General features: G+C 65.6%; 27 protein-coding genes. 12 read left to right on the forward strand and 15 right to left on the reverse strand.

The annotated features are described in order from the left end of the window. Positions 1-22 precede the first annotated feature (22 nt). Complete coding sequence (locus P6U31_RS21040; protein WP_407183591.1) at positions 23-514, forward strand: hypothetical protein; 492 nt, start codon at positions 23-25, stop codon at positions 512-514. 152 nt (positions 515-666) lie between these two features. Next, entirely contained in the window at positions 667-1,872 is a 1,206-nt protein-coding gene (locus P6U31_RS21045) for a hypothetical protein (RefSeq protein WP_407189903.1), read from the forward strand. Here the strand turns inward: P6U31_RS21045 and gmk are convergent. The 9 genes from gmk to P6U31_RS21090 all read right to left on the reverse strand — a co-directional run bounded on the left by gmk (position 1,805) and on the right by P6U31_RS21090 (position 10,427). Beyond that, positions 1,805-2,464, reverse strand: coding sequence for a guanylate kinase (gene gmk / locus P6U31_RS21050; protein ID WP_407183593.1), 660 nt, complete (start codon positions 2,462-2,464; stop codon positions 1,805-1,807). The two genes, P6U31_RS21045 and gmk, sit on opposite strands and share 68 nt — an antisense overlap. A gap of 3 nt (positions 2,465-2,467) precedes the next feature. Continuing rightward, the gene (locus P6U31_RS21055) at positions 2,468-3,355 is read right to left on the reverse strand and encodes a YicC/YloC family endoribonuclease (protein ID WP_407183594.1); all 888 of its coding nucleotides are present in this window, start codon (positions 3,353-3,355) and stop codon (positions 2,468-2,470) included. A gap of 115 nt (positions 3,356-3,470) precedes the next feature. After that, positions 3,471-4,745: an endolytic transglycosylase MltG gene (mltG, locus tag P6U31_RS21060; RefSeq protein ID WP_407183595.1), complete on the reverse strand. Its 1,275-nt coding sequence runs from the start codon at positions 4,743-4,745 to the stop codon at positions 3,471-3,473. Positions 4,746-4,868: 123 nt separating this feature from the next. Beyond that, positions 4,869-6,134 carry a beta-ketoacyl-ACP synthase II gene (gene fabF, locus P6U31_RS21065; RefSeq protein ID WP_407183596.1) on the reverse strand — a complete coding sequence of 422 codons (1,266 nt, stop codon included), beginning with the start codon at positions 6,132-6,134 and terminating at the stop codon, positions 4,869-4,871. A gap of 108 nt (positions 6,135-6,242) precedes the next feature. Further along, the gene (locus P6U31_RS21070) at positions 6,243-6,482 is read right to left on the reverse strand and encodes an acyl carrier protein (RefSeq protein ID WP_008551805.1); all 240 of its coding nucleotides are present in this window, start codon (positions 6,480-6,482) and stop codon (positions 6,243-6,245) included. Between the two features lie 315 nt (positions 6,483-6,797). Further along, the gene (gene fabG, locus P6U31_RS21075) at positions 6,798-7,535 is read right to left on the reverse strand and encodes a 3-oxoacyl-[acyl-carrier-protein] reductase (protein ID WP_126258275.1); all 738 of its coding nucleotides are present in this window, start codon (positions 7,533-7,535) and stop codon (positions 6,798-6,800) included. 10 nt (positions 7,536-7,545) lie between these two features. After that, positions 7,546-8,505, reverse strand: a complete 960-nt coding sequence (fabD, locus tag P6U31_RS21080) for an ACP S-malonyltransferase (protein ID WP_407183597.1) — start codon at positions 8,503-8,505, stop codon at positions 7,546-7,548. A 188-nt stretch (positions 8,506-8,693) separates the two neighbouring features. Next, on the reverse strand, positions 8,694-9,719 hold the full coding sequence (locus P6U31_RS21085; RefSeq protein ID WP_407183598.1) for a fatty acid desaturase family protein: 1,026 nt from the start codon (positions 9,717-9,719) through the stop codon (positions 8,694-8,696). 3 nt (positions 9,720-9,722) lie between these two features. Next, positions 9,723-10,427: a TetR/AcrR family transcriptional regulator C-terminal domain-containing protein gene (locus P6U31_RS21090; RefSeq protein ID WP_407183599.1), complete on the reverse strand. Its 705-nt coding sequence runs from the start codon at positions 10,425-10,427 to the stop codon at positions 9,723-9,725. 335 nt (positions 10,428-10,762) lie between these two features. Between P6U31_RS21090 and rpsF the strand changes: the two genes are divergently transcribed. The 4 genes from rpsF to rplI all read left to right on the forward strand — a co-directional run bounded on the left by rpsF (position 10,763) and on the right by rplI (position 13,220). Beyond that, on the forward strand, positions 10,763-11,230 hold the full coding sequence (gene rpsF, locus P6U31_RS21095) for a 30S ribosomal protein S6 (RefSeq protein WP_407183600.1): 468 nt from the start codon (positions 10,763-10,765) through the stop codon (positions 11,228-11,230). 5 nt (positions 11,231-11,235) lie between these two features. After that, positions 11,236-11,475 carry a 30S ribosomal protein S18 gene (rpsR, locus tag P6U31_RS21100; RefSeq protein WP_007592020.1) on the forward strand — a complete coding sequence of 80 codons (240 nt, stop codon included), beginning with the start codon at positions 11,236-11,238 and terminating at the stop codon, positions 11,473-11,475. A gap of 129 nt (positions 11,476-11,604) precedes the next feature. Beyond that, positions 11,605-12,570 carry a hypothetical protein gene (locus P6U31_RS21105; RefSeq protein ID WP_407183601.1) on the forward strand — a complete coding sequence of 322 codons (966 nt, stop codon included), beginning with the start codon at positions 11,605-11,607 and terminating at the stop codon, positions 12,568-12,570. 50 nt (positions 12,571-12,620) lie between these two features. Next, positions 12,621-13,220 (forward strand): 50S ribosomal protein L9, encoded by a 600-nt coding sequence (gene rplI / locus P6U31_RS21110; RefSeq protein WP_407183602.1) that lies wholly within the window; start codon positions 12,621-12,623, stop codon positions 13,218-13,220. Positions 13,221-13,358: 138 nt separating this feature from the next. Here rplI and P6U31_RS21115 read toward each other — a convergent pair whose 3' ends face one another. The 3 genes from P6U31_RS21115 to P6U31_RS21125 form a co-directional block, all read right to left on the reverse strand. Continuing rightward, complete coding sequence (locus tag P6U31_RS21115) at positions 13,359-13,826, reverse strand: PaaI family thioesterase (protein WP_407183603.1); 468 nt, start codon at positions 13,824-13,826, stop codon at positions 13,359-13,361. Between the two features lie 8 nt (positions 13,827-13,834). Further along, positions 13,835-14,431: a TetR/AcrR family transcriptional regulator gene (locus P6U31_RS21120; protein ID WP_407183604.1), complete on the reverse strand. Its 597-nt coding sequence runs from the start codon at positions 14,429-14,431 to the stop codon at positions 13,835-13,837. Positions 14,432-14,541: 110 nt separating this feature from the next. Continuing rightward, the gene (locus P6U31_RS21125) at positions 14,542-15,462 is read right to left on the reverse strand and encodes a hypothetical protein (protein WP_407183605.1); all 921 of its coding nucleotides are present in this window, start codon (positions 15,460-15,462) and stop codon (positions 14,542-14,544) included. A gap of 278 nt (positions 15,463-15,740) precedes the next feature. Here P6U31_RS21125 and P6U31_RS21130 point away from each other — a divergent pair, with 278 nt between their 5' ends. After that, positions 15,741-16,991, forward strand: a complete 1,251-nt coding sequence (locus P6U31_RS21130; protein ID WP_407183606.1) for a class I SAM-dependent methyltransferase — start codon at positions 15,741-15,743, stop codon at positions 16,989-16,991. Positions 16,992-16,994: 3 nt separating this feature from the next. Here the strand turns inward: P6U31_RS21130 and P6U31_RS21135 are convergent, their stop codons facing one another. Then, positions 16,995-17,201, reverse strand: coding sequence for a transcriptional regulator (locus P6U31_RS21135; RefSeq protein WP_407183607.1), 207 nt, complete (start codon positions 17,199-17,201; stop codon positions 16,995-16,997). A 550-nt stretch (positions 17,202-17,751) separates the two neighbouring features. Between P6U31_RS21135 and P6U31_RS21140 the strand changes: the two genes are divergently transcribed. After that, complete coding sequence (locus P6U31_RS21140) at positions 17,752-19,263, forward strand: replicative DNA helicase (RefSeq protein WP_407183608.1); 1,512 nt, start codon at positions 17,752-17,754, stop codon at positions 19,261-19,263. 46 nt (positions 19,264-19,309) lie between these two features. After that, entirely contained in the window at positions 19,310-20,530 is a 1,221-nt protein-coding gene (alr, locus tag P6U31_RS21145; RefSeq protein ID WP_407189904.1) for an alanine racemase, read from the forward strand. A 109-nt stretch (positions 20,531-20,639) separates the two neighbouring features. Here the strand turns inward: alr and P6U31_RS21150 are convergent, their stop codons facing one another. Further along, on the reverse strand, positions 20,640-20,861 hold the full coding sequence (locus P6U31_RS21150; RefSeq protein ID WP_407183609.1) for a cysteine rich repeat-containing protein: 222 nt from the start codon (positions 20,859-20,861) through the stop codon (positions 20,640-20,642). A gap of 40 nt (positions 20,862-20,901) precedes the next feature. Between P6U31_RS21150 and P6U31_RS21155 the strand changes: the two genes are divergently transcribed. Next, entirely contained in the window at positions 20,902-21,672 is a 771-nt protein-coding gene (locus P6U31_RS21155) for an exodeoxyribonuclease III (RefSeq protein WP_407183610.1), read from the forward strand. Between the two features lie 3 nt (positions 21,673-21,675). Here P6U31_RS21155 and P6U31_RS21160 read toward each other — a convergent pair whose 3' ends face one another. Further along, positions 21,676-22,044 (reverse strand): GFA family protein, encoded by a 369-nt coding sequence (locus tag P6U31_RS21160; RefSeq protein ID WP_407183611.1) that lies wholly within the window; start codon positions 22,042-22,044, stop codon positions 21,676-21,678. A gap of 284 nt (positions 22,045-22,328) precedes the next feature. Between P6U31_RS21160 and P6U31_RS21165 the strand changes: the two genes are divergently transcribed. Beyond that, positions 22,329-23,069: a FadR/GntR family transcriptional regulator gene (locus P6U31_RS21165; RefSeq protein WP_407183612.1), complete on the forward strand. Its 741-nt coding sequence runs from the start codon at positions 22,329-22,331 to the stop codon at positions 23,067-23,069. Between the two features lie 39 nt (positions 23,070-23,108). Further along, entirely contained in the window at positions 23,109-24,008 is a 900-nt protein-coding gene (locus tag P6U31_RS21170; protein WP_407183614.1) for an NAD(P)-dependent oxidoreductase, read from the forward strand. The last annotated feature ends 4 nt before the right edge of the window (positions 24,009-24,012 follow it).

The raw sequence follows: 24,012 nt of genomic DNA on the forward strand, positions 1-24,012 counted from the left end.
TTTTTCATTGGGATGTTTGCACATGACCGTTGCCGTCATCCGTATGATTACCCTTGCCGTCCTCCTCACCGTTTCCCTCGCCCCATTTTGCGCGTTGGCCCAGTCCGGCAGCGCCGGCGGCTCGATCGGCAACTACGAGAAGTCGCTGTCGGGCTCGCGTTCGGACCGCTCGGCCGAGCCCGCTCCCTCGGCGCGACGGAGCAAGCCGGCGGAGGAATCGCGCTCGTCGTCGCGGCGCGGCGGCGGAGGTGGCGGCGGCAGCTTTGACGGCGCCTGGGTGGTCACCAGCATCGGCTGCGGCGGCACCACGTCCGGCGCAGTCGTCGTCTCCTCGGGCAAGGTCATCGGCCAGGGCGTCAGCGGCACGGTCAGCCCGAGCGGCGCAGTTGGGACCGTCGGTCAAGGCGACGGCGTGACCTTCACGGGCGCCGGCCATCTCGGCGCACGCAGCGGCTCCGGAACTTGGCGCCGCTCGGACGGCTGCGGCGGAACCTGGAATTCGACGAAACAATAACGCAGCGAAGACGCCCGATTTCGCTGCGGAACAAACGCCGCGCAGGCCCAATTCAAGCCACATCCTCTCCGGATTTGCGGCTCATTGCCACCCAAGTCTTTGATGACAAAGGGGTGGTTGAGAGTTGCGTCATGCGTAACCGGGAGACCAGGATGGGCAACCGCACCGCAAAGTTCGTATCCGCGCTGGTTGGCAGTATCATTGCCGGCGCACCACTGGCCGCCGTATCGCAGAACGCGCCCACCGCATCGAGCACCGCCAGCCCGGCTGCCGAATGCCTGGTCACGCCGAAGGGTGCCGCGCCACAGGGCCAGCACTGGTACTATCGCCTCGAACGCACGACCAAGCGGCAGTGCTGGTATCTGCGCGCTGCAGGCGACAAAGCCTCGCAGACCGCGCAAACGACGACCGACGCCTCCGAGGCGGATGCAGCACCGCCGCAGGCGGTGCAGAATGCGCGCGCCGAATATATCGCGCCGCAGACGAATGCCGCACCAAGCGCGCCGAACGTGACGGCCCCGGCTACAGCGAATGCGCCCGCGGTCGCGCCGCAGCCGCCGAGCAGCGTCGCCGAGATCAACGCGCAGCAGCCGGGCACGACCGCGCGCGGACCCGAGGTCTCGACGGCGTCCTCCGCATCAGCGCCACAGCCTGCACCCACCACGGTCGCGGTCGCCGCGCAGCCGAACGCGAAAGCGTCAAGATCGCCCGCCCCGCCCGGGCCCGCCGCCGACGGCACGAGCGACAAGTCCAGCGGCTCGCTGCAGATGTTGATGCTCGTGATCGGCGGCGCGCTGACGCTCGCAGGCATCCTCGCCAGCGTCATCTACCGCTTTGCCGGCGGACGCGTCCGCGTCCAAGCCGCCGACCGCCGCGGGCATTGGGACGATTGGTCGCCGCAGGACCATGACGGAAGCCGCGCGCCCTGGCTTGGTGCGACGGCCGGCGCCACACCGCGGGCGCAGCCGGGCCCGGTCGACTTCGACGAACTACGACCGCAGACCGCGCAACTCTCCGCGTTCACCAAGGAGATCGGCAAGATCGCGCCCCGATCCGCCGTCATTCGCAACGAGGCCGCAGAGCTCGACAAGGCTTCTATCTTCAACCGAGCCTTCGAGATCGAGGCGTCGCCGCCGCGGGTCGCGGCCAAGGAGACCGACGACGAAAAGCCGGTCGCGCTTGGTGAAGACCATCGCAATGAGGATGTGCGGACCGAGGACACCGTCGACGTCGACGTGATCACCGCGATGCTGGAGCGGCTGGCGAAGCAAGGGCCGCGGCTGCCGCAGCCTAGCCCTGAAGCTGACCTTGCAAGCCTCGCACGAAACCAACGAGGCCAATCCGCCGCTCGCGCTTGAGGCGCTCGGCCTTGAGGATCGACTGCACCTCGGCGAAGGCCTCATCGACGTCGTGATTGATCACGATGTAGTCGTACTCGGCCCAGTGGCTCATCTCGTGGCTGGCGCGGCTCATGCGCTTGCGGATGACCTCGTCGGAATCCTGCGCGCGCGAATGAAGGCGCTTTTCGAGATCGGCCGCCGAGGGCGGCAGGATGAAGACGCGAACGACATCGACGCTGGCTTTCTGATGCAGTTGCTGCGTGCCCTGCCAGTCGATGTCGAACAGCACATCCTGCCCGGCCGACAGTGCCGCCTCGACCGGCGCACGCGGCGTTCCGTAAAGATTGTCAAATACGGTGGCCCATTCAAGCAGTTCGTCCTGCTTCACCATCGTCTCGAACTGGGGCTTACTCACGAAGAAATAATCGCGCCCCTCGACTTCTCCCGGCCGCATCTGTCGCGTCGTCGCCGATACTGACATCTTCAGGCCGGGCTCCCGCTCGAGCAACATCCGTGACAGCGTCGTCTTGCCCGCGCCCGAGGGCGAGGACAGCACGAACATCAATCCGCGCCGCTCGACACCGTCAGTTCCGTGACCGCCCGTCGTCATCGATCACTCCAGATTCTGGACCTGCTCGCGGAACTGCTCGACCACGTTCTTCATGGCCAGCCCCGTATTGGTCAGCTCGATGTCGTTCGACTTCGAGCAGCAGGTGTTGACCTCGCGGTGAAACTCCTGCGCCAGGAAGTCGAGCTTGCGGCCGATCGGGCCGCCCTTGCCGATCAGCTCGCGCGCCTGCGCGATATGGGAGGCGATGCGGTCGAGCTCCTCGCGGATGTCGGCCTTGGTGGCGATCAGGATCGCCTCCTGCATCAGGCGGTCGGAATCGAAGCGGTCGGAGGTGTCGAGCAGCGTCGCGATCTGCTCGGCGAGTCTCGCCTTGATCGCCTCGGGCTTGCGACCAGGGGCGGCTTCGGCTCTTTTCGCCAGCTGCTCGATCTCGTCCACCCGCTGGGTCAGGATCTGGCCGAGCGAGATGCCCTCGCGCTTGCGCATCGCGACGAGCTCGTCGAGCGCCTTGTCGAAGGCCTCGGCGGCAGCGGCGCGCGCAGCCTTGTCCTCCTCCTCGTCGCCCTCGGGCTCGGCGACCTCGACGACGCCCTTGATGGCGAGCAGGCCGTCGATGCTCGGCGCCACTGCGTCGACCTTGCCGGAGATCAGCGCGGCGGCCTTCAGGACGGCGTTGAGCACGTCCTCATTGACGCGGACCGTAGCGGCCGCGTTGGTGCGCTTGACGTTGAGATTGGCGTACACGGTGCCGCGCGACAAAAGCTCGCCGGCACGCTTCTTGGCGTGAGCCTCGAGCTCGTCGAACCCCTGCGGCAACCGCACCCTGAGATCAAAGCCCTTGGCGTTGACCGACTTCAATTCCCATTCGAACGTGTACGGCCCGCTAGCGCCGTGGCATCTCGCAAAGCCGGTCATGGACGACAGCGCCATCAGGTCAAATTCTCCAGAAACACGGGATTCGCAAGGCATCAAGCCACGCGAATCTTAAGACTATTTTGCAGGAAAGTGGAATCCGCAAAGTCCCGCAGGCAGGTCTGCAACGCGCCTAGCGCTGGACCACCGGCGGCGAGGGTTGCACCGCGCCCTGCCGCGCCGGTGCCGGATTTGCGGGGCGCGCGGCCGGCGGCTTCTTCTGCTGATTGGGCCGGGCCGGCGTTGTCGCGGTCGGCGCATCGGTGCCCCCGGGGGCGGCGGCAGCGGGCGGCGCGGCCTCCTCGGCCGGCTCGACGGTGTCGTTCTGGATCTGCTTTTCCATCGCGCGCAGCTTGGCGACGTTTTTCTGGTGCGCGTCGTAGGTCTCGGTGAAGGCATGCCCGCCGGTGCCGTCCGCGACGAAATAGAGGTCGCGGGTGCGGGCCGGATTGGCGGCCGCCTCCAGCGAGGCGCGGCCGGGATTGGAGATCGGGCCCGGCGGCAGGCCCTCGATCACATAGGTATTGTAGGGCGAAGGCTGCGTGATCTCGCTGCGCTTGATCGGCCGGCCGAGCGTGCCCTTGCCGCCGACGAGACCATAGATGATGGTCGGATCGGACTGCAGCTTGATCCGCTGTTTCAGGCGGTTGACGAACACCGCAGCGACGCGGCTGCGCTCGTCGGGCTTGCCGGTTTCCTTTTCCACGATCGAGGCCAGCGTCACCAGCTGCTCCGGCGTCTTGACCGGAATGTCCTGGTTGCGCCGCTCCCAGATCTCGGCGAGCACACGCTTGTGCGCCTGCTGCATGCGCTGGATCACCTGCTCGCGCGGCGTGCCGCGCGGGAACTTGTAGGTCTCCGGCAACAGCGTGCCCTCGCGCGGCAGCTCGCGCACGCTGCCGGTGAAGATGTCGTTGTCGGACAGGCGCGCCACGATCTGCTCGGAGGTCAGGCCTTCCGGAATCGTGACGGCATGCTGCACCACCTTGCCCTCGACGATGGTGGCGATGACGTCGCGGAGCGAGGCGTTCTTCTGGAACGCATATTCACCCGGCTTGAGATCCGAGCTCGCCTTCAACGCGGCGACGCTGGCGATGAACACCCAGGGATTGACGTCGGTCACGCCTTCCCGGTTCAGCGTCTCGGCGATGTCACGCTTGCCCGCGCGCTGCGGAATGTTGACGATCTTGTCTTCCTTCAGCGGCCCCGGCGCCTCGAGCACCTGCCGGCCGTAATAATAGACCCCGCCGGCGCCGAGCATGGCGATCAGCAGAAGGGTGATGATGGCGTTGCCGACGACCACGAGCGGATTGCGCGCGCGGTCCGATCGCTTCGGCGGCGGCGGAAGCTGCTCGGGCTCCAGCGCGGCACGCGGACTCCGGGGCGAAATGGGCGGCCTTTCACTCATCGAAGCAACCTGAATCCTGCCGGTTCAATAGCGGCCCGACAATCGCTTGCCGGGCCAAATGCACGCCCACTTCCATGACTATCGCCGAATACGGCAAAACGGTGGATTCGTCTCAAACACAAACTAATTGGTGAAACGCCGGACGATCACCGACGCGTTGGTGCCGCCAAAACCAAAAGAGTTCGACAAGGCAACGTTGACCCCTCGCTTCTTCGCCGTGTGCGGCACCAGATCGATCGCGGTCTCGACCGACGGATTGTCGAGATTGATCGTCGGCGGCACGACATTATCGCGAATCGCGAGAATGGCGAAGATCGCCTCGATCGCACCAGCCGCGCCGAGCAGGTGACCGGTCGACGATTTGGTCGAGGACATCGCAACCTTGGAGGCGGCGTTGCCGAGCAGACGCTCGACGGCCCCGAGCTCGATCTCGTCTCCGAGCGGTGTCGAGGTGCCGTGCGCGTTGATGTAGTCGAGATCGGATGCGGTCAGGCCGGCACGCTTGAGCGCGGCCGACATGCTGCGGAAGCCGCCATCGCCATCGGGCGACGGCGACGTAATGTGATAGGCGTCACCCGACAGACCATAGCCGATCACCTCGGCATAGATTCTGGCGCCGCGACGCTGCGCGTGATCGAGCTCCTCGAGCACCAGAACGCCAGCACCCTCGCCCATCACAAAACCGTCGCGGTCCTTGTCGTAGGGACGCGAGGCCTTCTCGGGCGTCTCGTTGAAGCCGGTCGAGAGCGCGCGCGCGGCGTTGAAGCCGGCAATGCCGATGCGGCTGATCGGCGACTCGGCACCGCCCGCGACCATCACGTCGGCATCGCCGAGCGCAATCAGGCGCGCCGCATCGCCGACCGCATGCGCGCCGGTCGAGCAGGCCGTGACCACGGAATGGTTCGGTCCCTTCAGCCCGTGGGCGATCGAGACGTAGCCGGAGGCGAGATTGATCAGGCGGCCGGGAATGAAGAACGGCGACACCCGGCGCGGTCCGCGCTCCTTCAGGAGGATCGCGGTGTCGGCGATGCCGTTGAGGCCGCCGATGCCGGAGCCGATCATGGTGCCGGTAGCGCACTTGTCCTCTTCGGTCTCGGGGTGCCAGTTGGCGTCGTCGAGCGCCTGGCCGGCCGCGGCCATGCCGAAGATGATGAAGTCGTCGACCTTGCGCTGGTCCTTCGGCTCCATCCACTTGTCGGGATTGAAGGTGTCGTTGGACCCGTCGCCGCGCACGACCGTGCAGGCGATCTTGGTCTGGAGATCGGACACATCGAAGCTCTCGATCCTGCGCGCCCCGCTTTCGCCGTTGAGGATGCGCTTCCAGGTCGGCTCGACGCCGCAACCGAGTGGCGAGACCATGCCGAGACCCGTGACGACAACCCGCCTCATATCCGAAAACTCCGCATCGAAACATTCACGGCCAATAACAAGAAACCGGCTGACCGCTGGGAAGCGGCCCGTCCGGTTTCAATGTTGTCCCCGCGAAAATGAAGAGCCTTAGCTCTTCGCGTTCTTCTCGAGAAACTTCGTGGCATCGCCGACGGTGAGAATCGTTTCCGCGGCGTCGTCCGGAATCTCGCAACCGAATTCCTCTTCGAACGCCATCACCAGTTCGACGGTGTCCAGACTGTCGGCGCCGAGGTCGTCGATGAAGCTCGCGTTGTCGACAACCTTCTCGGGTTCAACACCAAGGTGTTCGACCACGATCTTCTTAACCCGCTCGCCAATGTCACTCATTGCTTAACCTCGTGTTGTTCCCTGTAGACCCGACCCCCCGGGACGATACGAGCCGTCGTGGTCGTGTTACTTTGCCTTCGCTTACGAACTTTGATTTGGCCCCATCCTAACCGATACAGGGCCCGGCGAACGACGGCCAAGGCTCCGCATCGCCAATATACAGGGTTTCAAAAACCTGCAATGGCGTTCTTTGCCCATCCGTTGAAGGTCCGGTTATCATACTTCAATTGCCTTGACTACAAGCCTCATTTCGCTCCGAAAACGGCCGTTTGCCGCATCCCGCACCGCCCATGTGGGCAGCGCGGAACGAGGGCTTCAGATCATGGCCATGCCGCCGTTGACGTGGATGGTCTGGCCGGTGACGTAGGCCGCTTCGTTCGAACTCAGGTAGACGGCGGCCGCCGCGATGTCTTCGGGCGTCCCCAGACGGGCAGCCGGAACCTTGGTCAGAATCGTTTCACGCTGCTTGTCGTTGAGCGCGTCGGTCATCGGCGTCTTGATGAAGCCGGGGGCGATGCAGTTCGCGGTCACGCCGCGCTTGGCGTATTCGGCGCCCAACGTCTTGATCATGCCGATCAGGCCCGCCTTCGACGCGGTGTAGTTGCCCTGTCCGGGGTTGCCGGTGACGCCGACCACCGAGGTGATGGCGATGATGCGGCCGAAGCGCTTGCGCATCATCAGCTTGGTGGCGGCCCGCGCCAGGCGGAAGGTCGCGGTCAGATTGACGTTGATGACCTCCTCCCAATCCTCGTCACGCAGCTGCACGAAGAGATTGTCGCGGGTGATGCCGGCATTGGCGATGAGGATGTCGACCTGGCCCATCGCGGCTTCCGCCGCCGGCACCAGCGCTTCGACCTCGTCGGCCTTGGAAAGATTGCAGGGCAACACAAAGACGCGTTCGCCAAGCTTGCCGGCGAGCTCATCCAGCACCTCCTTGCGCGTTCCGGAAATCGCAACGGTCGCGCCCTGCGCATGCAGCGCCTGCGCGATCGCGCCGCCGATGCCGCCGGTCGCGCCGGTGACGAGCGCCTTTTTGCCAGTCAGATCGAACATCGATAACTCCTCACCCCTGCTTCGCGGCGGCCAAGGCTTCTTTGGCGGCGGCAATGTCGTTGGGACCGCCGACGGCAACCCCGACGGCGCCGTCCGCAATGCGCTTGACGAGACCGGTCAGCACCTTGCCGGCACCGATCTCGAAGAAACGGGTGACGCCCTGCCCTGCCATATAGGCAACCGACTCGCGCCAGCGCACCGTTCCGGTAACCTGCTCGACCAGGCGGCGGCGGATCTCGTCGGGATCGGTGATGGCGCTGGCCAGCACGTTCGACACCAGCGGCGCGGCCGGCGCCTTGATGGTGACCTTCGACAGCGCCTCCGCCATGGCGTCGGCGGCAGGCTGCATCAGCTTGCAATGGAACGGGGCGGACACCGGCAGCAGCATCGCGCGCTTGGCGCCCTTGGTCTTGGCGATCTCGACGGCGCGATCAACCGCGGCCTTGTCGCCGGAGACGACGACCTGGCCGCCGCCATTGTCGTTGGCGGCCTGGCAGACCTGCCCCTGCGCCGCCTCGTTGGCCACCTCCATGGCGGTCTCGTAGTCGAGCCCGAGCAGCGCGGCCATTGCGCCGGCGCCAACCGGGACGGCCTTTTGCATTGCGAGACCGCGGGTGCGAAGCAGGCGGGCGGTGTCCGAAACCGTCAGGCTGCCGGCCGCGGCCAGCGCCGAATATTCACCGAGCGAATGGCCGGCGACGAAGGCCGCGTCCCGCCCCACGGAAAAACCAGCCTCGGCCTCAAGCACGCGCAGGGTGGCGACAGACACCGCCATCAGCGCTGGCTGGGCATTTTCGGTGAGCTGGAGGGTTTCGGCCGGACCATCCCAGATAACGGCCGTCAGCTTCTCGGACAGCGCGGCATCGACCTCGTCGAACACGGCGCGCGCGACCGGAAAGGCGTCAGCCAGAGCCTTGCCCATGCCGACTGCCTGGGACCCCTGCCCCGGAAATGTGAATGCTGCCGTCATCGGCGCTCCCTGCTTGTCGGGCACGATCCCTGCAAGAACCGGCAGCCGATTACGCGCGGCCTTGGGGCCTGGTTCCTTGGGCCATGGTTCCGGATCGTGCTCCAAAGGGGGCCGTAGACACTGTCCGGGGCCGGACTGTCAAGCCGAGATGGGAACCCCGGCCGGCATTCAACTGGGGATACGCCGCGTCAAAACCCGCCGGCGGTCTGGTTGGCGTCGACCTTCAGCCCAGCCTGCGCGCGCCGCGCGCTGTTCACCAACTGACCCGGCCGATCGTCGCGATCGGGCTTCGCCGTCGCCAGCCGGAGCACCGCGGCATAGCCCGGCTGCACCTCCATGCGGCCGGCATGCCGGCTTGCACTGAGCAGCCGATGCACCTTCGGCAGATTGTAGCAGGGCACGTAGAACAGCAGATGATGCTCGAGGTGATAGTTCACGTAATACGGCGCGATGAACAGGCGCTCGAGAAAGTTGGCGTGCGTGGTGCGGGTGTTGCGCAAGGGATCGCTGCTGTCGGGCACGACGGCGTGCTCGGCGATGTTGCGGATGCGGGTGATGACCATCATCCAGGTGAGCAGCGGCACCAGCCATAGCAGCGGATAGGCCCACCACACGCCGGCGGCCGCACACGCCGCGAACATCCCCGCATTGACGGTGCATTGCGGGCCGAGCTTGTCCCAGAAATGCGCGGCGCGCTGGCGCCACGGCCAGTCCTTCGAGCCGAGCGCGTTGAGCAGTTGGGCCTTGCGCTGCTGATAGCCGGTCTGCCCGGTGATGTCGCGAATGAACTTGCGGCGGTAGCTGAGTTTCGTGATCGGAAACGGCGCCGACAGCACGAGGTCGGGGTCATCCTCCTGCTGCGTGCGCGCATGGTGCTGCAGGTGATAGCGCCGGTAGCTGCGCGTCTCCGCAAACAGCGGATAGGCGCAGAACCACTGGCTCAGTGCCAGATTGGTCTTCTCGTCGGCGGACAGGCAGCCATGCGCGCCGTCATGCATCAGGATCGCGAGGCCGAGCTGGCGCGAGCCGATGATCGCGACGGCGAAGACGTAGGTGAGCGGATTGGGCCACCACGCGACCAGCGCGACGGCGGCAATGATCAGCGCCCAGGCATGCGCGATCAGCGCGACGCCTTTCCAGGTCACACGCCGGCGCACGTCGGCAAGCTGGTCGTCGGTCAGGAAATCGCGGGCACGCATGCGAAGCGCGGTCATGGCCTAATTCTCCTCGTCCGCAGTGGTCGTTGCGTCACGTTCCTCGACAAGGCGCAGCCGCGCCGTGTCGGTGGATTTCGCCTGCTCGCCGAGCACGCGCAGCATCTCGGCGCAGAGCTGCTCGGGCGAGCGGCCCATCGCATAGCCTTCGAGGATGACGCCGATGGCGACCGCCCAGAAACGCCGGGAGCTCTCGTCGGGCGCACGCAGCGAGCGCCAGCCGTGCCGCGCCACCTGGCTCGCATAGGCGCGCGCGCCTTCGCCATGCAGGCGCTCGATGGTGCGCTCGACCAGCGGCGCAAGATCCTGCCGGCGTCGCGTCAATGTCAGCGCTTCGGCGAAGAAGGCGATGGAATCGCTCGCCGTCACGGTCTCCGCCAGCGCGTGGGTGTATTCCCGTGGCGTCCGCGCCTTCAGTGCCGCCTGCTCGGTCGCGCGCGCCAGATACAAGAGGTCGCGGCAGGCGCATTCGACGAACAACGCCTCCTTGGTGCGGAAATAGTAGGTGATCTGGCTGGGAAATGCGTCCGCGGCGGCCGCGATGTCGGTGATCGCCGTGCCCGACAGCCCCCGCTCCCGGAACAGTGGGCTTGCCGCATCAAGCAGCAGGGAGCGCATCTTGCGGCCGGCTGACCGTGTGGCGCGCGCGGCGTGCTTCGGATCGCCCGCCGACGCCTCGAACGGAGCCTTGATCGATTCACCCGTCATCAGCACCTCCGACCCGTTCTTTGTATGACATACAAACAAATAGTCAAGTCGGTACGGGAGGATGGATTTGGCCGGCCCTGCCAGCGGCTGCCTGGTCGAAAACGGGCGCTCGAACCTTGCCAAGTCGGCCAAAATCCGTATAAGGCGCGCATCCGCAGACCCCGGCCGGGAGCTGAACGGACGGTCTCAGCAAATCATTCGTGATTTTGGTGTGGCAGGGCCAGTCGGCCCGTCGTCCCGTGTTTCCGCCTTCTGAGCTTAATCCCAGAGTCCTTTCTGAAGGCCTCTTAAGGGCTTGACGCCGGGCGATGCGCCAACACGAGGAAAGGACCACCATGGCTCTTTATGAGCATGTTTTTCTCGCGCGCCAGGACGCGAGCACGCAGCAGGTCGAAGAGCTGACTGCGCAGATGACCGGAATCGTCGAGAGTCTCGGCGGCAAGGTCACCAAGACCGAGAATTGGGGCGTGCGCTCCCTCACCTACCGCATGAACAAGAACCGCAAGGCGCACTTCGTGCTGCTCAACATCGACGCGCCGTCCGCGGCGATCGCCGAGATCGAGCGCCAGGAGCGCATCAGCGAAGACGTGATCCGCTATCTCAGCGTCCGCGTCGAGGAACTCGAGGAAGGCCCGTCCGCGATGATGCGCAAGGCCGATCGCGATCGCGAGCGTGACGATCGTGGCGGCGGCTTCCGCGGTGAGCGCGAGGGTGGCTTCCGCGGCGACCGCGACGGCGGTTTCCGCGGCGATCGCGGTCCGCGCCGCCCGCGCGATGAAGCTGAAACCACGGATGGGGAGTAAGAACAATGGCTGAAGCTGGTGCACGTCGCCCGTTTTTCCGTCGTCGCAAGAGCTGCCCGTTCACGGGCGCCAATGCTCCCAAGATCGACTACAAGGACTCCAAGCTGTTGATGCGTTACGTCTCCGAGCGCGGCAAGATCGTGCCGAGCCGCATCACCGCGGTGTCCGCGAAGAAGCAGCGTGAGCTCGCCCGCGCCATCAAGCGCGCGCGTTTCCTCGGCCTGCTGCCCTACGTCATTCGCTAAGACCAATTCGGCCGGCGGCCTCGCGCCGCCGGTCGCGACTTCTAGAACTCATAAGGCTTCCGGGTCGTCCGGTCGCCGATGGTTGGGGCAAGCGACGCCTCTAACCGCTCGAAGGGAGCGGGACAGCTGATGATGGCATTTGTGCTGATAGCCCTGATCGCCGGCGCTGCGTCGGCCTTGATGTTCGCCTCGATCATTTCGGGCGCGCTGATCTCGCTCGTCCTGTTCTATCTCGCTCCGCTCCCGCTGATGGTCGCCGCGATCGGCTGGGGCCCGCTTTGCGCGAGCCTCGGCGGCATCGCTGCTGCGATCGGCCTCGGTGCCCTGTTCGGCCTGCCCTATTGCATCGCCTTCGCCGTCACCGTCGCGCTGCCAGCGTGGTGGCTCGGCCATCTCGTCCTGCTCAGCCGTCCCGTGGGACCCGTCGCATCTGATGCCGTCACCGAGCCTGAGCTCGAATGGTATCCGGTCGGCCGCATCCTGCTGTGGCTCGCGGGCTTCGCCACGCTGACCACGATCGCCGCCCTGCTCACGCTCGGGACTGACGCCGAGACCATCCTCGGCACGCTCAGGCGCGGCCTGATGCGCCTCCTCCGCGCCACCGACCCGCAAAGCGCCGGCGAAGCCGGTCAGTTCGTCGACGCGCTGGTGCGCATCGCACCGGCCGGGGCCACCATCATCGCGATGATGACGCTGACCCTCAACCTCTGGCTCAGCGCCAAGGTCACGGCGACGTCGGGCCGGCTGCGGCGTCCGTGGCCGGACATGAGGACGGCCGAGCTGCCGCCGATGACCCTGGTGGCGCTCTGCATCGCGCTCGCCTTCTGCTTCACCGGCGGGCTGCTCGCGATCGTCGCTCAGATCACGGCGGCCGCTCTGATGATGGGCTACGCGCTGACCGGCTTTGCCGTGCTGCATACGCTCACGCTGGCGCTGAGGAGCCGCACGTTCTGGCTCGGCTCGACCTACGCCGTCGTGGTCGTGTTCGGATGGCCCGTGATCGCGATGGTGATCCTCGGCCTTGCGGATGCCGTGTTCGGCTTCCGCGAGCGCTTCTTGCGCAGCCGGCAGCCGCCGCCGCTGCCGACCCCTTGAGTTCAACCCCGAACCGAAACCAAAGAGAGCACTTCAAAAGGAGAACGAATATGGAAGTCATTTTGCTGGAACGCGTCAACAAGCTCGGCCAGATGGGCGAAGTCGTGAAGGTTCGCGACGGCTACGCCCGCAATTTCCTGCTCAAGCGCGGCAAGGCGCTGCGCGCCACCGCCGACAACCGGGCCAAGTATGACGGCATGAAGGCCGAGCTCGAAGCCCGCAACCTCAAAGCCAAGGGCGAAGCGTCCAAGGTCGCCGAGAAGATCGAGGGCAAGAACATCATCGTGATCCGCCAGGCGTCTGAGGCCGGCCAGCTGTTCGGCTCGGTCACGGTGCGCGATATCGTCATGGCGTTCGAAACCGACGGCGTCCATCTCGACCGCCCGCAGGTGCAGCTCGACGCGCCGATCAAGGTTATCGGCAAGCACACGGTCACGGTTGCCGTTCACCCCGAGGTCGAGGTCGAGATCACCGTCACGGTCGCGCGCAGCCAGGACGAGGCCGAGCGCATCAACCGCGGCGAGGACATCTCGACCCGCAACGAGGACCGCGACGCGGCCGCCGAGGCGATCGCTGCCGCCGGCGAGTTCTTCGATCCGGAAGCCCAGCACGACGAGGTCGAGCCGGCCCCGGCCGCAGAAGAGAAGTAAGGTCCCTGCTCGTCATTCCGGGCCGATGCGAAGCATCGAACTACGGTGCGCAATTGCGCACCTGAGAATCTCGAGATTCCGGGTCTGGCGCTTGCGCGCCATCCCGGAATGACGAACACAATAATCAGCCCGGTCGCCTCAGGCGGCCGGGCTTTTCGTTTTCGCGGCGACCTCTTCGCTCAGCATCGCGATCGAGGCCAGCGCCGTTGCCGTGTGCTTCTCGATACCGTCGCTGACGCAGAAGACGTCGGCAGCAACCACCGAGACCTGACGGCCCGGCTTGATCACCCTCGCCCGGCAGATCAGCTTCTCGCCGACCGCGGGCGACAACAAATTGAGCTTGTATTCGGCCGTCAGCGCCGGCTGGCCGCGCGAGGTCGCGGCTGCGATCGTCGTGGCGTTGTCGACCAGGAAGGCGGTGACGCCGCCATGAAAGAAGCCGTGCTGCTGCAGCAGCTCCGGGCGGCGGTCGACCGCAATCGTGCAGGTGCCGCGCGTCAATTCCGAAAGCTCGGCGCCGACCAGATTCATGAAGCCTTGCCGGCCGACATTGCTGTGGATGCGTTCGGCGATCGGTGCGAATTCGGGATCTGCGTCGTTGCGCATGTGGCCTCTCATTGTTTTTGGATGCGATCGGGCGGTACCAGCGCGCGGATGGCGCAGGCGATCAGCGTGTCGGCCTCGGCGCGCGGATCGGCGCGATCGCGTCCCGACAGGAAGGCGCGGCAGAGGATCTGCGCCGGCCCGATAAGCTGGCTGACGAACATCGCCGCCGTCATCGGCAAGAGCTCGCCGCGCGCAACCAGCGGCGCGCGCCAGCGCTCGATGCCTTCGGCAAGGCGCGCATTTTGCGCGCGCTGAGCGTCGCGAACATCCTCGCCCCACTCGCTGCGCGATATCTCGAAGAGGTAGCGCGCCTCGCGCCGGCTGGTCACGACCCAGTCGAGATGCGCCCGGATCAGACGACCGATGCCCTGCTTCGCATCCGGCACGGGATCGAGCGCGGCCAGCACCGCGGCGTGATAGTGCCGCAAGACCTCAAGGAACAGCACGCCGGCGAGCTCCTTCTTCGAGCCGAAGGCGTGAAAGAAGCTGCCGTTGGAGGCGCGCGCCCGGGTACGGATCGCGGCCACCGTCGCAGCTTCGAAACCGACGCGGTCGAACACGGCAAGGCCGGCCGCCAACAAATCGTCTCGCACGCGCGCGGTCATCGGTACCTCCTAGAGCATTACTCTAGAGTGATACTCTAATGACAGTCAAGACGATGCGAAGGCCGCGGATGGCGCGGCCTTCGCATCGTGAATGGAAAAGTTTGGGCGACTTAGCGCGAGATCGGCGGCGCCGGCGTCCCGGTGGAAGCAGGCGGCGGGGCTGCAGCAGTCGCGGGCGGCGCCTGTTCCTGCGGCTTGGGCGCCGGGGCTGGTTCGGAGCTGGCCGCAGGCTTGGGAGCAGCCTCTTCCACCGGCTTGGGCGCGGCGGGCTCAGCGGGCCCGGCAACGGCTGGCGCTGCCGGCGTCACCTGCGGGACTGGATCTGGCCGCAGCGCGGGCGTCTCGCTGTTGCGCGGCTCGGCCTTGGCGCTGCTGTCCGGCTTGGGCTCGACGGGCTTCTCGGACGCCTTGCCGCTGTCGGGCTCAGCCTTCGGGCTCTCGGTCCTCGGTTCGCTCTTCTTGTCTTCGCTCGCCGGCGCGGCGGCATCAACCTTGGGGGCTTCCTCGGTCCCGCGCTTGGCGCGGCGCTTGCTCTTGCGCCCCTCGGGCGCAGCCTGGCCTTCCGGCTTTGCACCTTCCTCGGCCCGCCGCGCGGCGCGCTTCTGGCGCACACCTTCCGCAGCGGGAGCAGCAGCCTCGCCATCCGGTCTGGCAGCGTCCTGGGCACGCGGGCGGCGGCCCTGATGCTCGGGGCTGGTGCTCGCGTCCCTCTCCTTGGCGCCGTCCTTCTTGCCGTCCTTGGCCTGGTAGCGGGTGTCGGAGGCACCATTGGAGACGAGATAGGAGGCGAGGACGCCCGCCATGTCCGGGCTCGTGGTGTAGTGCTGGCGCAGGAAGCCCGGCAGCGAGCCCGGCGCCACGGACTTCAATAATCCGCGCGGGCTCTTGTGGCAGGCATTGCAGGTCTGCGCGAAAAGCTGAGACGGGGTTTTGCCGGCCTCGAGGTTGGTCGCCTGCGCAAGAACGGTATCGGCCGCGCCGAAGCCGATCAGAAGCAATACCGTCGCGAGGCTGAGCGCTCGGCTCGACATTCCCGTCATCTCCATTGAATTTTTCGAGTGCAGCCGGCATCCGGCGCGGCGGCGGGTCACCTTTTATCCGATTGCGCCGCGAATGGAAGCAGCCTTCACGCGCAAGGATGTGATTAAGCGATTTTGGAATATCCGCTTTGATCACAGCGCAATAGCGGGTCCGGGCGACCATCTCTAGACTTGGATGCAAACGCATAGGAACCCGAGCGGGACCTGAGCGTCAGATGTGAAGGCCGGGTTAGTCGCATCTTTCGGGTTCGCTCGAAAGGAAGGTGGCGATGGACCGTTTGTTGCGTCGATTTCTGTCTCAGTTCGTTCGCCGCGGGTCATTGACGGTGACCAGCGCCAGCGGATCGACGTTCACTGTCGGCGACGGCACTGGCGTTCCGGTCGCGGTGCGCTTCGTGACCGCAGAGGCGGAACGGAAGATCCTCGTCAATCCCGAGCTCGGGCTGGGCGAAGCGTATATGGATGGCGAGTTCGTCGTCGATCACGGCACGATAGCTGATGCCCTCGCGATCCTGCTCGATCAACCCGACCTATTGCCGCAGTGGGCAAAGCCCTGGTGGCACCTGCGCTATCTGACGCGGCACCTGAAGCAGTTCAACCCTCGCTCGCGCGCTCGCCACAACGTCGCGCATCACTATGATCTCGACGCCCGGCTCTATTCGCTGTTCCTGGACGCCGACAAGCAATACAGCTGCGCCTATTTCGAGACGCAGGACGCGACGCTCGACGACGCACAGCTCGCCAAGAAACGGCACATCGCCGCCAAGCTGCTCGTCAAGCCCGGCCAGCGCGTGCTCGACATCGGCTCCGGCTGGGGCGGGCTCGGGCTTTATCTCGCCGAGATCGCGGGCGCCGATGTCACCGGCGTGACGCTGTCGACCGAGCAGCTGCACATCGCCAATGCCCGCGCGGCCGAGAAGGGCCTCTCCGCCTCGGCCAGATTCCTGCTCCAAGACTATCGCGATGTCGAAGGCCCGTTCGACCGCATCGTCTCGGTCGGCATGTTCGAGCATGTCGGCGCCCGCTTCTACGACACCTATTTCCAGCGCTGCGCCGAGCTGTTGAGCGAGGACGGCGTCATGCTGCTGCATTCGATCGGCCGTTCGCAGGGCCCGGATTCGACCAATCCCTGGATCGCCAAATACATCTTCCCCGGCGGCTACATCCCGGCCTTGTCGGAAGTGCTGCCGGCGATCGAGCGCGCCGGGCTCCTGGTCTGCGATATCGAGATCCTGCGCCTGCACTACGCTGAAACGCTGAAAGCCTGGCGGGAACGTTTCATGGCGCGCCGTGAGGAGGCCGTGCAGCTCTACGACGAGCGATTCGCGCTGATGTGGGAATTCTATCTTGCAGCGTGCGAGATGACCTTCCGCAAGCAGGCGATGATGAACTTCCAGATCCAGCTCACCCGCCGCCAGGGCGTGGTGCCGATGACCCGCGACTACGTGCCGCGCGAGGAGGCCCGGTTGCGGGGTCGCGAGGGAGCGACCTGGCCGCGGCTGAAATTGGCTGGTGAATAGGTCCTAGTGACGCAGGGTCGAGATCTGGCCGAACGAGTAAGGGGCGGTTAACGCCAGTTGCGCCCGCAGTTCGGCCAGGATTTCGGGGGCGACAGGCTCGCGACGCACTTCGGGCCGCGCGGCGTGCTCCATGGCCGCAATCAGCCCCGACAGCCAAAGCCGGCTTCCTGCCTCGCTCCGCCACATCTGGCGCTGCCATTCTGGCCGCATTGCCTGCCTCGTTCCCTGTTGACGGACCGCGGGAGACAATTCCCCGCCCTGTCCGCTGTTCCCAGTCATACCCCCGAAAGAATCCGGGAGGATGTGATCCACTTCACATAACTCCGGTCGGGCCTGGCTTAGACCGTCGCCATGAGCAAAGAGACCCAGACCTCATTTGACGTGCAGGACGACCTCCGCACTGACTACGCCCTGATCGTTACCGGCGTCGGGGCGGCTCTGGTTGCGCTGGTCTACCTCCTGCTGATCTGAAGGCGAGCCGAAGGCGGACAGTGCGTTATTTCGCGCGCCTTTTCATTAGGTCTGCGCGACCATCCCCGAGGTTCATGGTTTCCGGATCTTTCCGCGGGGGTCGCGGCCACTCCGGGCCGGAGCGAGTTCCTTGAAAATCCGTCAAGCGCGGCGCGTGCTGCGACTGCTAATCATCCACCATTTTAACTGAGCGGTTGATAGCGGTCAGCTTTCGCTTCCGCTTTGGGCCGAGCCGGCGCTTTATCCCGGCCCCGCATCCGCCCAAGAAAATTGCTAAGCACGTCCGACCATGGCCCTGACTGATTCGAACGTTCTCAAACTCGCGCCCGATGCCGGAACTCCCGCTTATCGGAGCGCGCCGCATAATATCGAGGCGGAACAGAGCCTTCTGGGCGCGATCCTGGTCAATAACGACGCCTTCTACCGCGTCTCCGACTTCCTGGAGGCGAAGCATTTCTTCGAGCCGCTGCATCAGACCATCTTTGAGACCGCCGGCAGCCTGATCCGGATGGGCAAGATCGCGACGCCCGTCACGCTGAAGACGTTCCTGCCCGCCGACACCGATGTCGGCGGCATGACCATCGGGCAATATCTTGCGCGACTCGCAGCCGAAGCGACCACCATCATCAACGCCCAGGACTATGGCCGCACCATCTACGACCTGTCGCTCAGGCGCGACCTGATCGGGATCGGCGAGGACATGGTCAACGTCGCCTACGACGCGCCGGTCGACTTTCAGCCCCGGGCGCAGATCGAGGATGCCGAGCGGCGCCTCTATGAGCTCGCCGAGTCCGGCCGCTATGACGGCGGTTTCCAGAAATTCTCGCAGGCGCTGGCGGTCGCAGTCGATCTCGCGGCCAAGGCGTTCCAGCGCGACGGAAAACTGTCCGGCATCTCGACCGGCATGCGCGACCTCGACACCAAGATGGGCGGCCTGCAGCACTCCGACCTCATCATCGTCGCGGGCCGTCCTGGCATGGGCAAGACCTCGCTCGCGACCAACATTGCCTACAATGTGGCACGAGCCTACGTTCCGGAACTCCAGGCCGACGGCACCACGAAGGCGGCCAATGGCGGCGTGATCGGCTTCTTCTCCTGCGAAATGTCGGCCGACCAGCTTGCCACGCGTATCGTGGCCGAGCGCACCGGCGTTCCCTCCTCCCACATTCGCCGCGGCGGCATCTCGGAAGCCGATTTCGAGAAGATCCGGGAGGTCTCGATCGAGCTGCAATCGCTGCCGTTTTATGTCGACGCCACCGGCGGCCTGTCGATCGCGCAGCTGATGGCGCGCGCGCGCCGGCTGAAGCGCCAGAAGGGCCTCGATCTGCTCGTGATCGACTACATCCAGCTGCTCTCGGGCTCGAGCAAGCGCGCCAGCGACAGCCGCGTGCAGGAAATCACGGAGATCACGACCAGCCTGAAGGCGCTCGCCAAGGAGCTCAACGTTCCCGTGATCGCGCTGTCGCAGCTCTCACGCCAGGTCGAATCCCGCGACGACAAACGGCCTCAGCTCTCCGACTTGCGTGAATCCGGATCAATCGAGCAGGACGCCGACGTCGTGCTGTTCGTTTACCGCGAGGAATATTACCTCGCGATGAAGGAGCCTCGCCCAGGTACGCCCGAACACGAGAAGTGGCAGCTCGACATGAGTCTTGCGCACGGAAAGGCCGAGGTCATCATCGGCAAGCAGCGCCATGGCCCGACCGGCACCGTCGATTTGGCGTTCGAAGCCTCGGTCACGCGGTTCGGCGATCTCGCGCCCGACAGTCAGCTGCCCGCTCGCAGCGACAACGACTACTGAGTTCCTTGAACCCGACCGGCCACTTGCGTAAAACGGCGCCATGACAATGGCGTCCGATCCGAAAACAATTCCGCAATCCGGCCCTCTCTCCGCGGAGGCCAATCAGGCTGCTGCGCTCGCTGCTTACGGCGGCGTGCTGACCGTCGATCTCGACGCCATCATTGCCAATTGGCGCAAGCTCGAGAAGACGGCGGTGCCGGCCGAATGCTCGGCGGTGATCAAGGCCGACGCCTATGGCTGCGGCGCCGAGCAGGTCGCGCGCGCACTGAGCAAGGCCGGCTGCAAGACCTTCTTCGTCGCAACCATCGAGGAAGCGGGCAAGGTGCGCGGGGCGGTTCCGGAGCCCACGATCTACGTGCTCGGTGGCTATTTCCAGAACACCGGCGAGCACTACGCCAAGATCAATTGCCGGCCGGTGATCGGCGATCTCAACGAGCTCGCGGAATGGGACGTGTTCTGCCGCCGCACCGGCTGGACCGGGGGCGCGGCTATTCACATCGACACCGGCATGAACCGGCTCGGCCTGACGCTCTCCGAAGCGCAGGCCATCATCCCCCGCATCAATGCCGGCGATCATGGAATCACCCTGGTGATGAGCCATCTGGTCTCGGCCGAGCAGCTCAACAACCCGGTCAATGCAAGGCAGCTCGCTTCCTTCCGCGGCATCGCCAGCGAATTCTCCGGCGTGCCGGCCGCGCTCGCCAATTCTTCCGGCATCTTCCTGGGCGCGCCGTTCCAGTTCGATTTGGTGCGGCCGGGCGCGGCCCTCTACGGCGTCAACCCGACGCCGGAGGCCGACAATCCCATGCAGCCTGTGGTCGACCTCAAGGCACGCATCGTGCAGACCCGCAACATCGAGCGCGGCGAGACCGTCGGCTATGGCGGCACCTGGACCGCGCGGCGGCCGACCAAGCTCGCGATCATCGGGGTCGGTTATGCCGACGGCTATTTCCGCGCCGCCAGCTCCAATGACGGCACCCGCGGCGCCGAGGTGATCGTCGCCGGCAAGCGCTGCCCGGTCGCGGGCCGCGTCTCCATGGATCTGATCGCAATCGACGTCACCGATCTGCCGCCGAACGCGGCGCGACGCGGCCATATGGTGACGCTGCTCGGCGAAGGCATCACCGTCGACGAGCTCGCGCATCATTTCGGCACAATCGGCTATGAGGTGCTGACCAGCCTCGGCCCCCGCTATGCCCGGCTCTACAAGGGCGGCAATGTCGAGGAGCCATTGGTGAAGCCGGCTGCCGCACCGGTGGCGCAGTAGCCGCCGTCAGCGCCCCCATCGAGCACGGCCCCGCCGCCACTGCTGTCCCAACGGAACACGCATGGCCCGGACGCAGCGCTTGCGCTTCGGCTCGTCCGGGACACGAGACTTACTTCTTCTTCCTGTTGTCCAGCGCCTCTTTGCAGGTCGCGCTGAGCTGATCGCGCTTGTCGGTGAGGCAGGCGACGACGCGGCCGCCGCCGGGCGCGATGCCGGCGCAGAATTTGTCATAGTCTGCCTTGCAGGCGCCGCGCGGGTCGGATGATTGTGCCGACGCGAGCCCGGACAATGCGACGGCGGCGACGATGACGACAAGGTTCAACTTGGACATTGTATCTCCGGGTACGGAAGGCAGGAGCCGGTAGCTCTACATGAAGATCGCGACGTTCAACATCAACAACATCAACCGCCGCCTGCCCAATCTGTTGGCATGGCTGCGCGCTGCGAAGCCCGATGTCGTCGCGCTCCAGGAATTGAAGGCAAGTGATGGCGAATTTCCGGCGGCTGCGATCGAAAAGGCCGGCTATGGCGCGGCGTGGCGCGGACAGAAGACCTGGAACGGGGTGGCCATCCTCGCCCGCAAGGCCGAGCCGATCGTCACCCGCGACCGCTTGCCTGGAAGACCCGGCGATCACGAAGCCCGTTACATCGAGGCCGCTGTGCGCGGCATCATCGTCACCAGTATCTACCTGCCGAACGGCAATCCGCAGCCGGGACCGAAATTCGACTACAAGCTCGACTGGTTCGCGCGCCTCAGGCGCCACGCCAACACTTTCATCAAGCAGGACCTGCCCGTCGTGCTCGCCGGCGACTACAACGTCGCGCCAACGGAGATCGACATCTATCCGACGCGCTCGTGGGACAAGGATGCGCTGATCCAGCCCAAGAGCCGCGCGGCCTATGCCGCGCTGGTCGCGCAGGGCTGGTGCGATGCGATCCGCGAGCTCAATCCGGACAAGCGCATCTACACGTTCTGGGACTACAAGCGGAACCGGTGGCCGCGCGATGCGGGCCTGCGGCTCGATCATCTCCTGCTCAGCCCTGCGCTGACCCCTCGCCTGATCAAGGCCGGCGTGGACAAGACGATCCGCGGCGAGGACGAGGCGTCCGATCACGCGCCGGCGTGGATCGTGTTGCGGTGAGCCTCACCACAAATTTCTGCCGTCGATCACGTTGACCGGCACCGCATCGAGATCGAAATCGTCGAACAGGCGCGCGTTCACCGCGACCTTGGGATTGTCGAAATCGGGCTTGCCGGTCGACCAATCCGGCGACTCCGAATAGGTGCCGCAGCCGCAAGCAGCGCAGAAATGGTGTTTGACCGTGCGGCTGCCCCAAAGATAGGTCGCGACATTGTCCGGCGGTGACAGCAGACGAAACTGCGCCGGCGTGTAATAGGCCCACAGCGCGCCGCGCTTGGTGCAGAGCGAACACGTGCAGCGCGTGACGCTCGAGGGCGCCTCCGCCACCTCGAACACCGTCTCACCGCAATGACAGCTTGCCTCGATCGGCATGACCCCACCTCCGTTTTGTCAGGAGGTGGTCGTAGCCAGCCCCTGCTGCCAACATGCTGTCAGCAGCGAGTTCGTCCTCGCGCTTCGCCGTGCGGGGACTGGCGGCGTCAGCGCAGAACCAACAGCAGATCCGAAAAACAACCCCATGCACAGTAGACGGCCCTAGTCGGTTCAATGCCTTAGCAAGGCGCCAGCACTGCCTCGCTGCGGGCGACCGGCCCCCTTGACCTCCACGCCTTGGTCAGCATACTGGTCTGACCACGATCAGACCAAATGGGACAGGGATGGAGCTCAAGCGGACCGCCGAAGGCGAAAAGGGGTTCGAGAAGGTGTTCGCCTTCCTGCGCGAACGCCTGCTTGCGGGCTCGCTCAAACCCGGCGACCGCCTGATTTCCGAGCGCGAATTGGCGACCCTTCTCGGCGTCAGCCGGCCGATCGTGCGCGAGGCGCTACGCGCACTCACCGTGCTCGGCATCGTCGAGATCCGCGACCGCATCGGCACCGTGGTGACGCGACCGGACGTGTCGGTGCTCAATGACTTCTTCACCTTCGCCCTCGCCCAGCAGGCGGACATGCTCGACGACGTCATGCAGGCGCGCGTCGCGATCGAATGCCAGGCGATCCGGCTCGCCTGCGAGCGCGCCAACATCGCCGATTTCGAGCGCCTGCAGCGCGCCCTCGCCAAGATCGGCGAGACGATCGACGAGGCCGATGCCGGCGGCATGGCCGATTTCGAATTCCACCGCGCCATCGTCATCGCGTCACATTCGGAAACGCTGACGGTGCTGCACTCTTCGATGGCGGGCCTCTTGACGCATTCGCATCGCAGCCGCCGCGAGCTGGTGCAGGCCTTTCCGTCGATGAAGACCTATCTGATCGACGACCACCGCCGCATCTTCGAAGCCGTCATCGCGCGTGACCCCGAGCGCGCGGATGCGACGTTGCGCAAGCATTTTGCCATCGGCGACGAGTACCGCAGACGCGCGGTCGTCGGCGACATCGACAAGGCCAGCGCCTCACGCTGATCGCCGACGAACCAAGAACCAGAGAAACGGATCGACAATATGGGACGGGACGACAAGGGCAGCGTCGGCTTCATCGGCATCGGCACGATGGGCCGCGAGATGGTGCGCAACCTGCTGAAGGCCGGGCATGCGGTGCGCGCCTTCGATCTCAACGAGGCTGCCCTGGCCGACAGCGTCAAGGAAGGCGCGAGCCGAGCCAGCAGCCCTGCGGATGCCGCTGAAGGCGCCGACATCGTCATCACCATGCTGCCCGACACGCCTCATGTCGAGGCGACCATTTACGGCGAGCACGGCCTCTTGAAATCTCCACCCCGGGGCAAGCTGATCGTCGACATGAGCACGATCTCTCCGGTCGCGGTCCGCCGTATCCATGCCGACCTGCAGACAATTGGCGTCGGCTTCCTCGACGCGCCGGTCTCGGGTGGACCGGTCGGTGCCAGGAATGCCGCGCTCTCGATCATGGCCGGCGGCGATTCCGATGCGTTCGTCAAAGCCGAGCCGTTCTTCCGCGCGATGGGCACCACCATCACCCATGTCGGTGCATCGGGCGCCGGACAGACGGTGAAGCTCTGCAATCAGCTGATCTGCGGCATCAACATCCAGGCGATCTGCGAGGCGCTGGCGCTCGGCCGTGCTTCAGGCCTCGACCTCAATCTGCTGCGCCGGGTGCTGCTCGGCGGCTCCGCCGCCTCCTGGATGCTCGACAAGCTCGGCCCCGCGATGATCGCGGGCGACGTCTCCGCCGGCTTCCGGATCGATCTGCAGCTCAAGGACCTCCGCCTCGTGCAGGAGCACGCGCAGGCTCTCAACGTGCCCCTGCCCGGCACCGCGCTCGTCACCAGCCAATATGTCGACGCCCGCGCCCATGGCGAGGGCAGCAACGGCAATCAGGCGCTATTCCGCGTCTATGACCGCATGACCAACCAGACCACCGGCTGAACCC

Source organism: Bradyrhizobium centrosematis (assembly GCF_045571495.1).
GTDB lineage: Bacteria > Pseudomonadota > Alphaproteobacteria > Rhizobiales > Xanthobacteraceae > Bradyrhizobium > Bradyrhizobium centrosematis.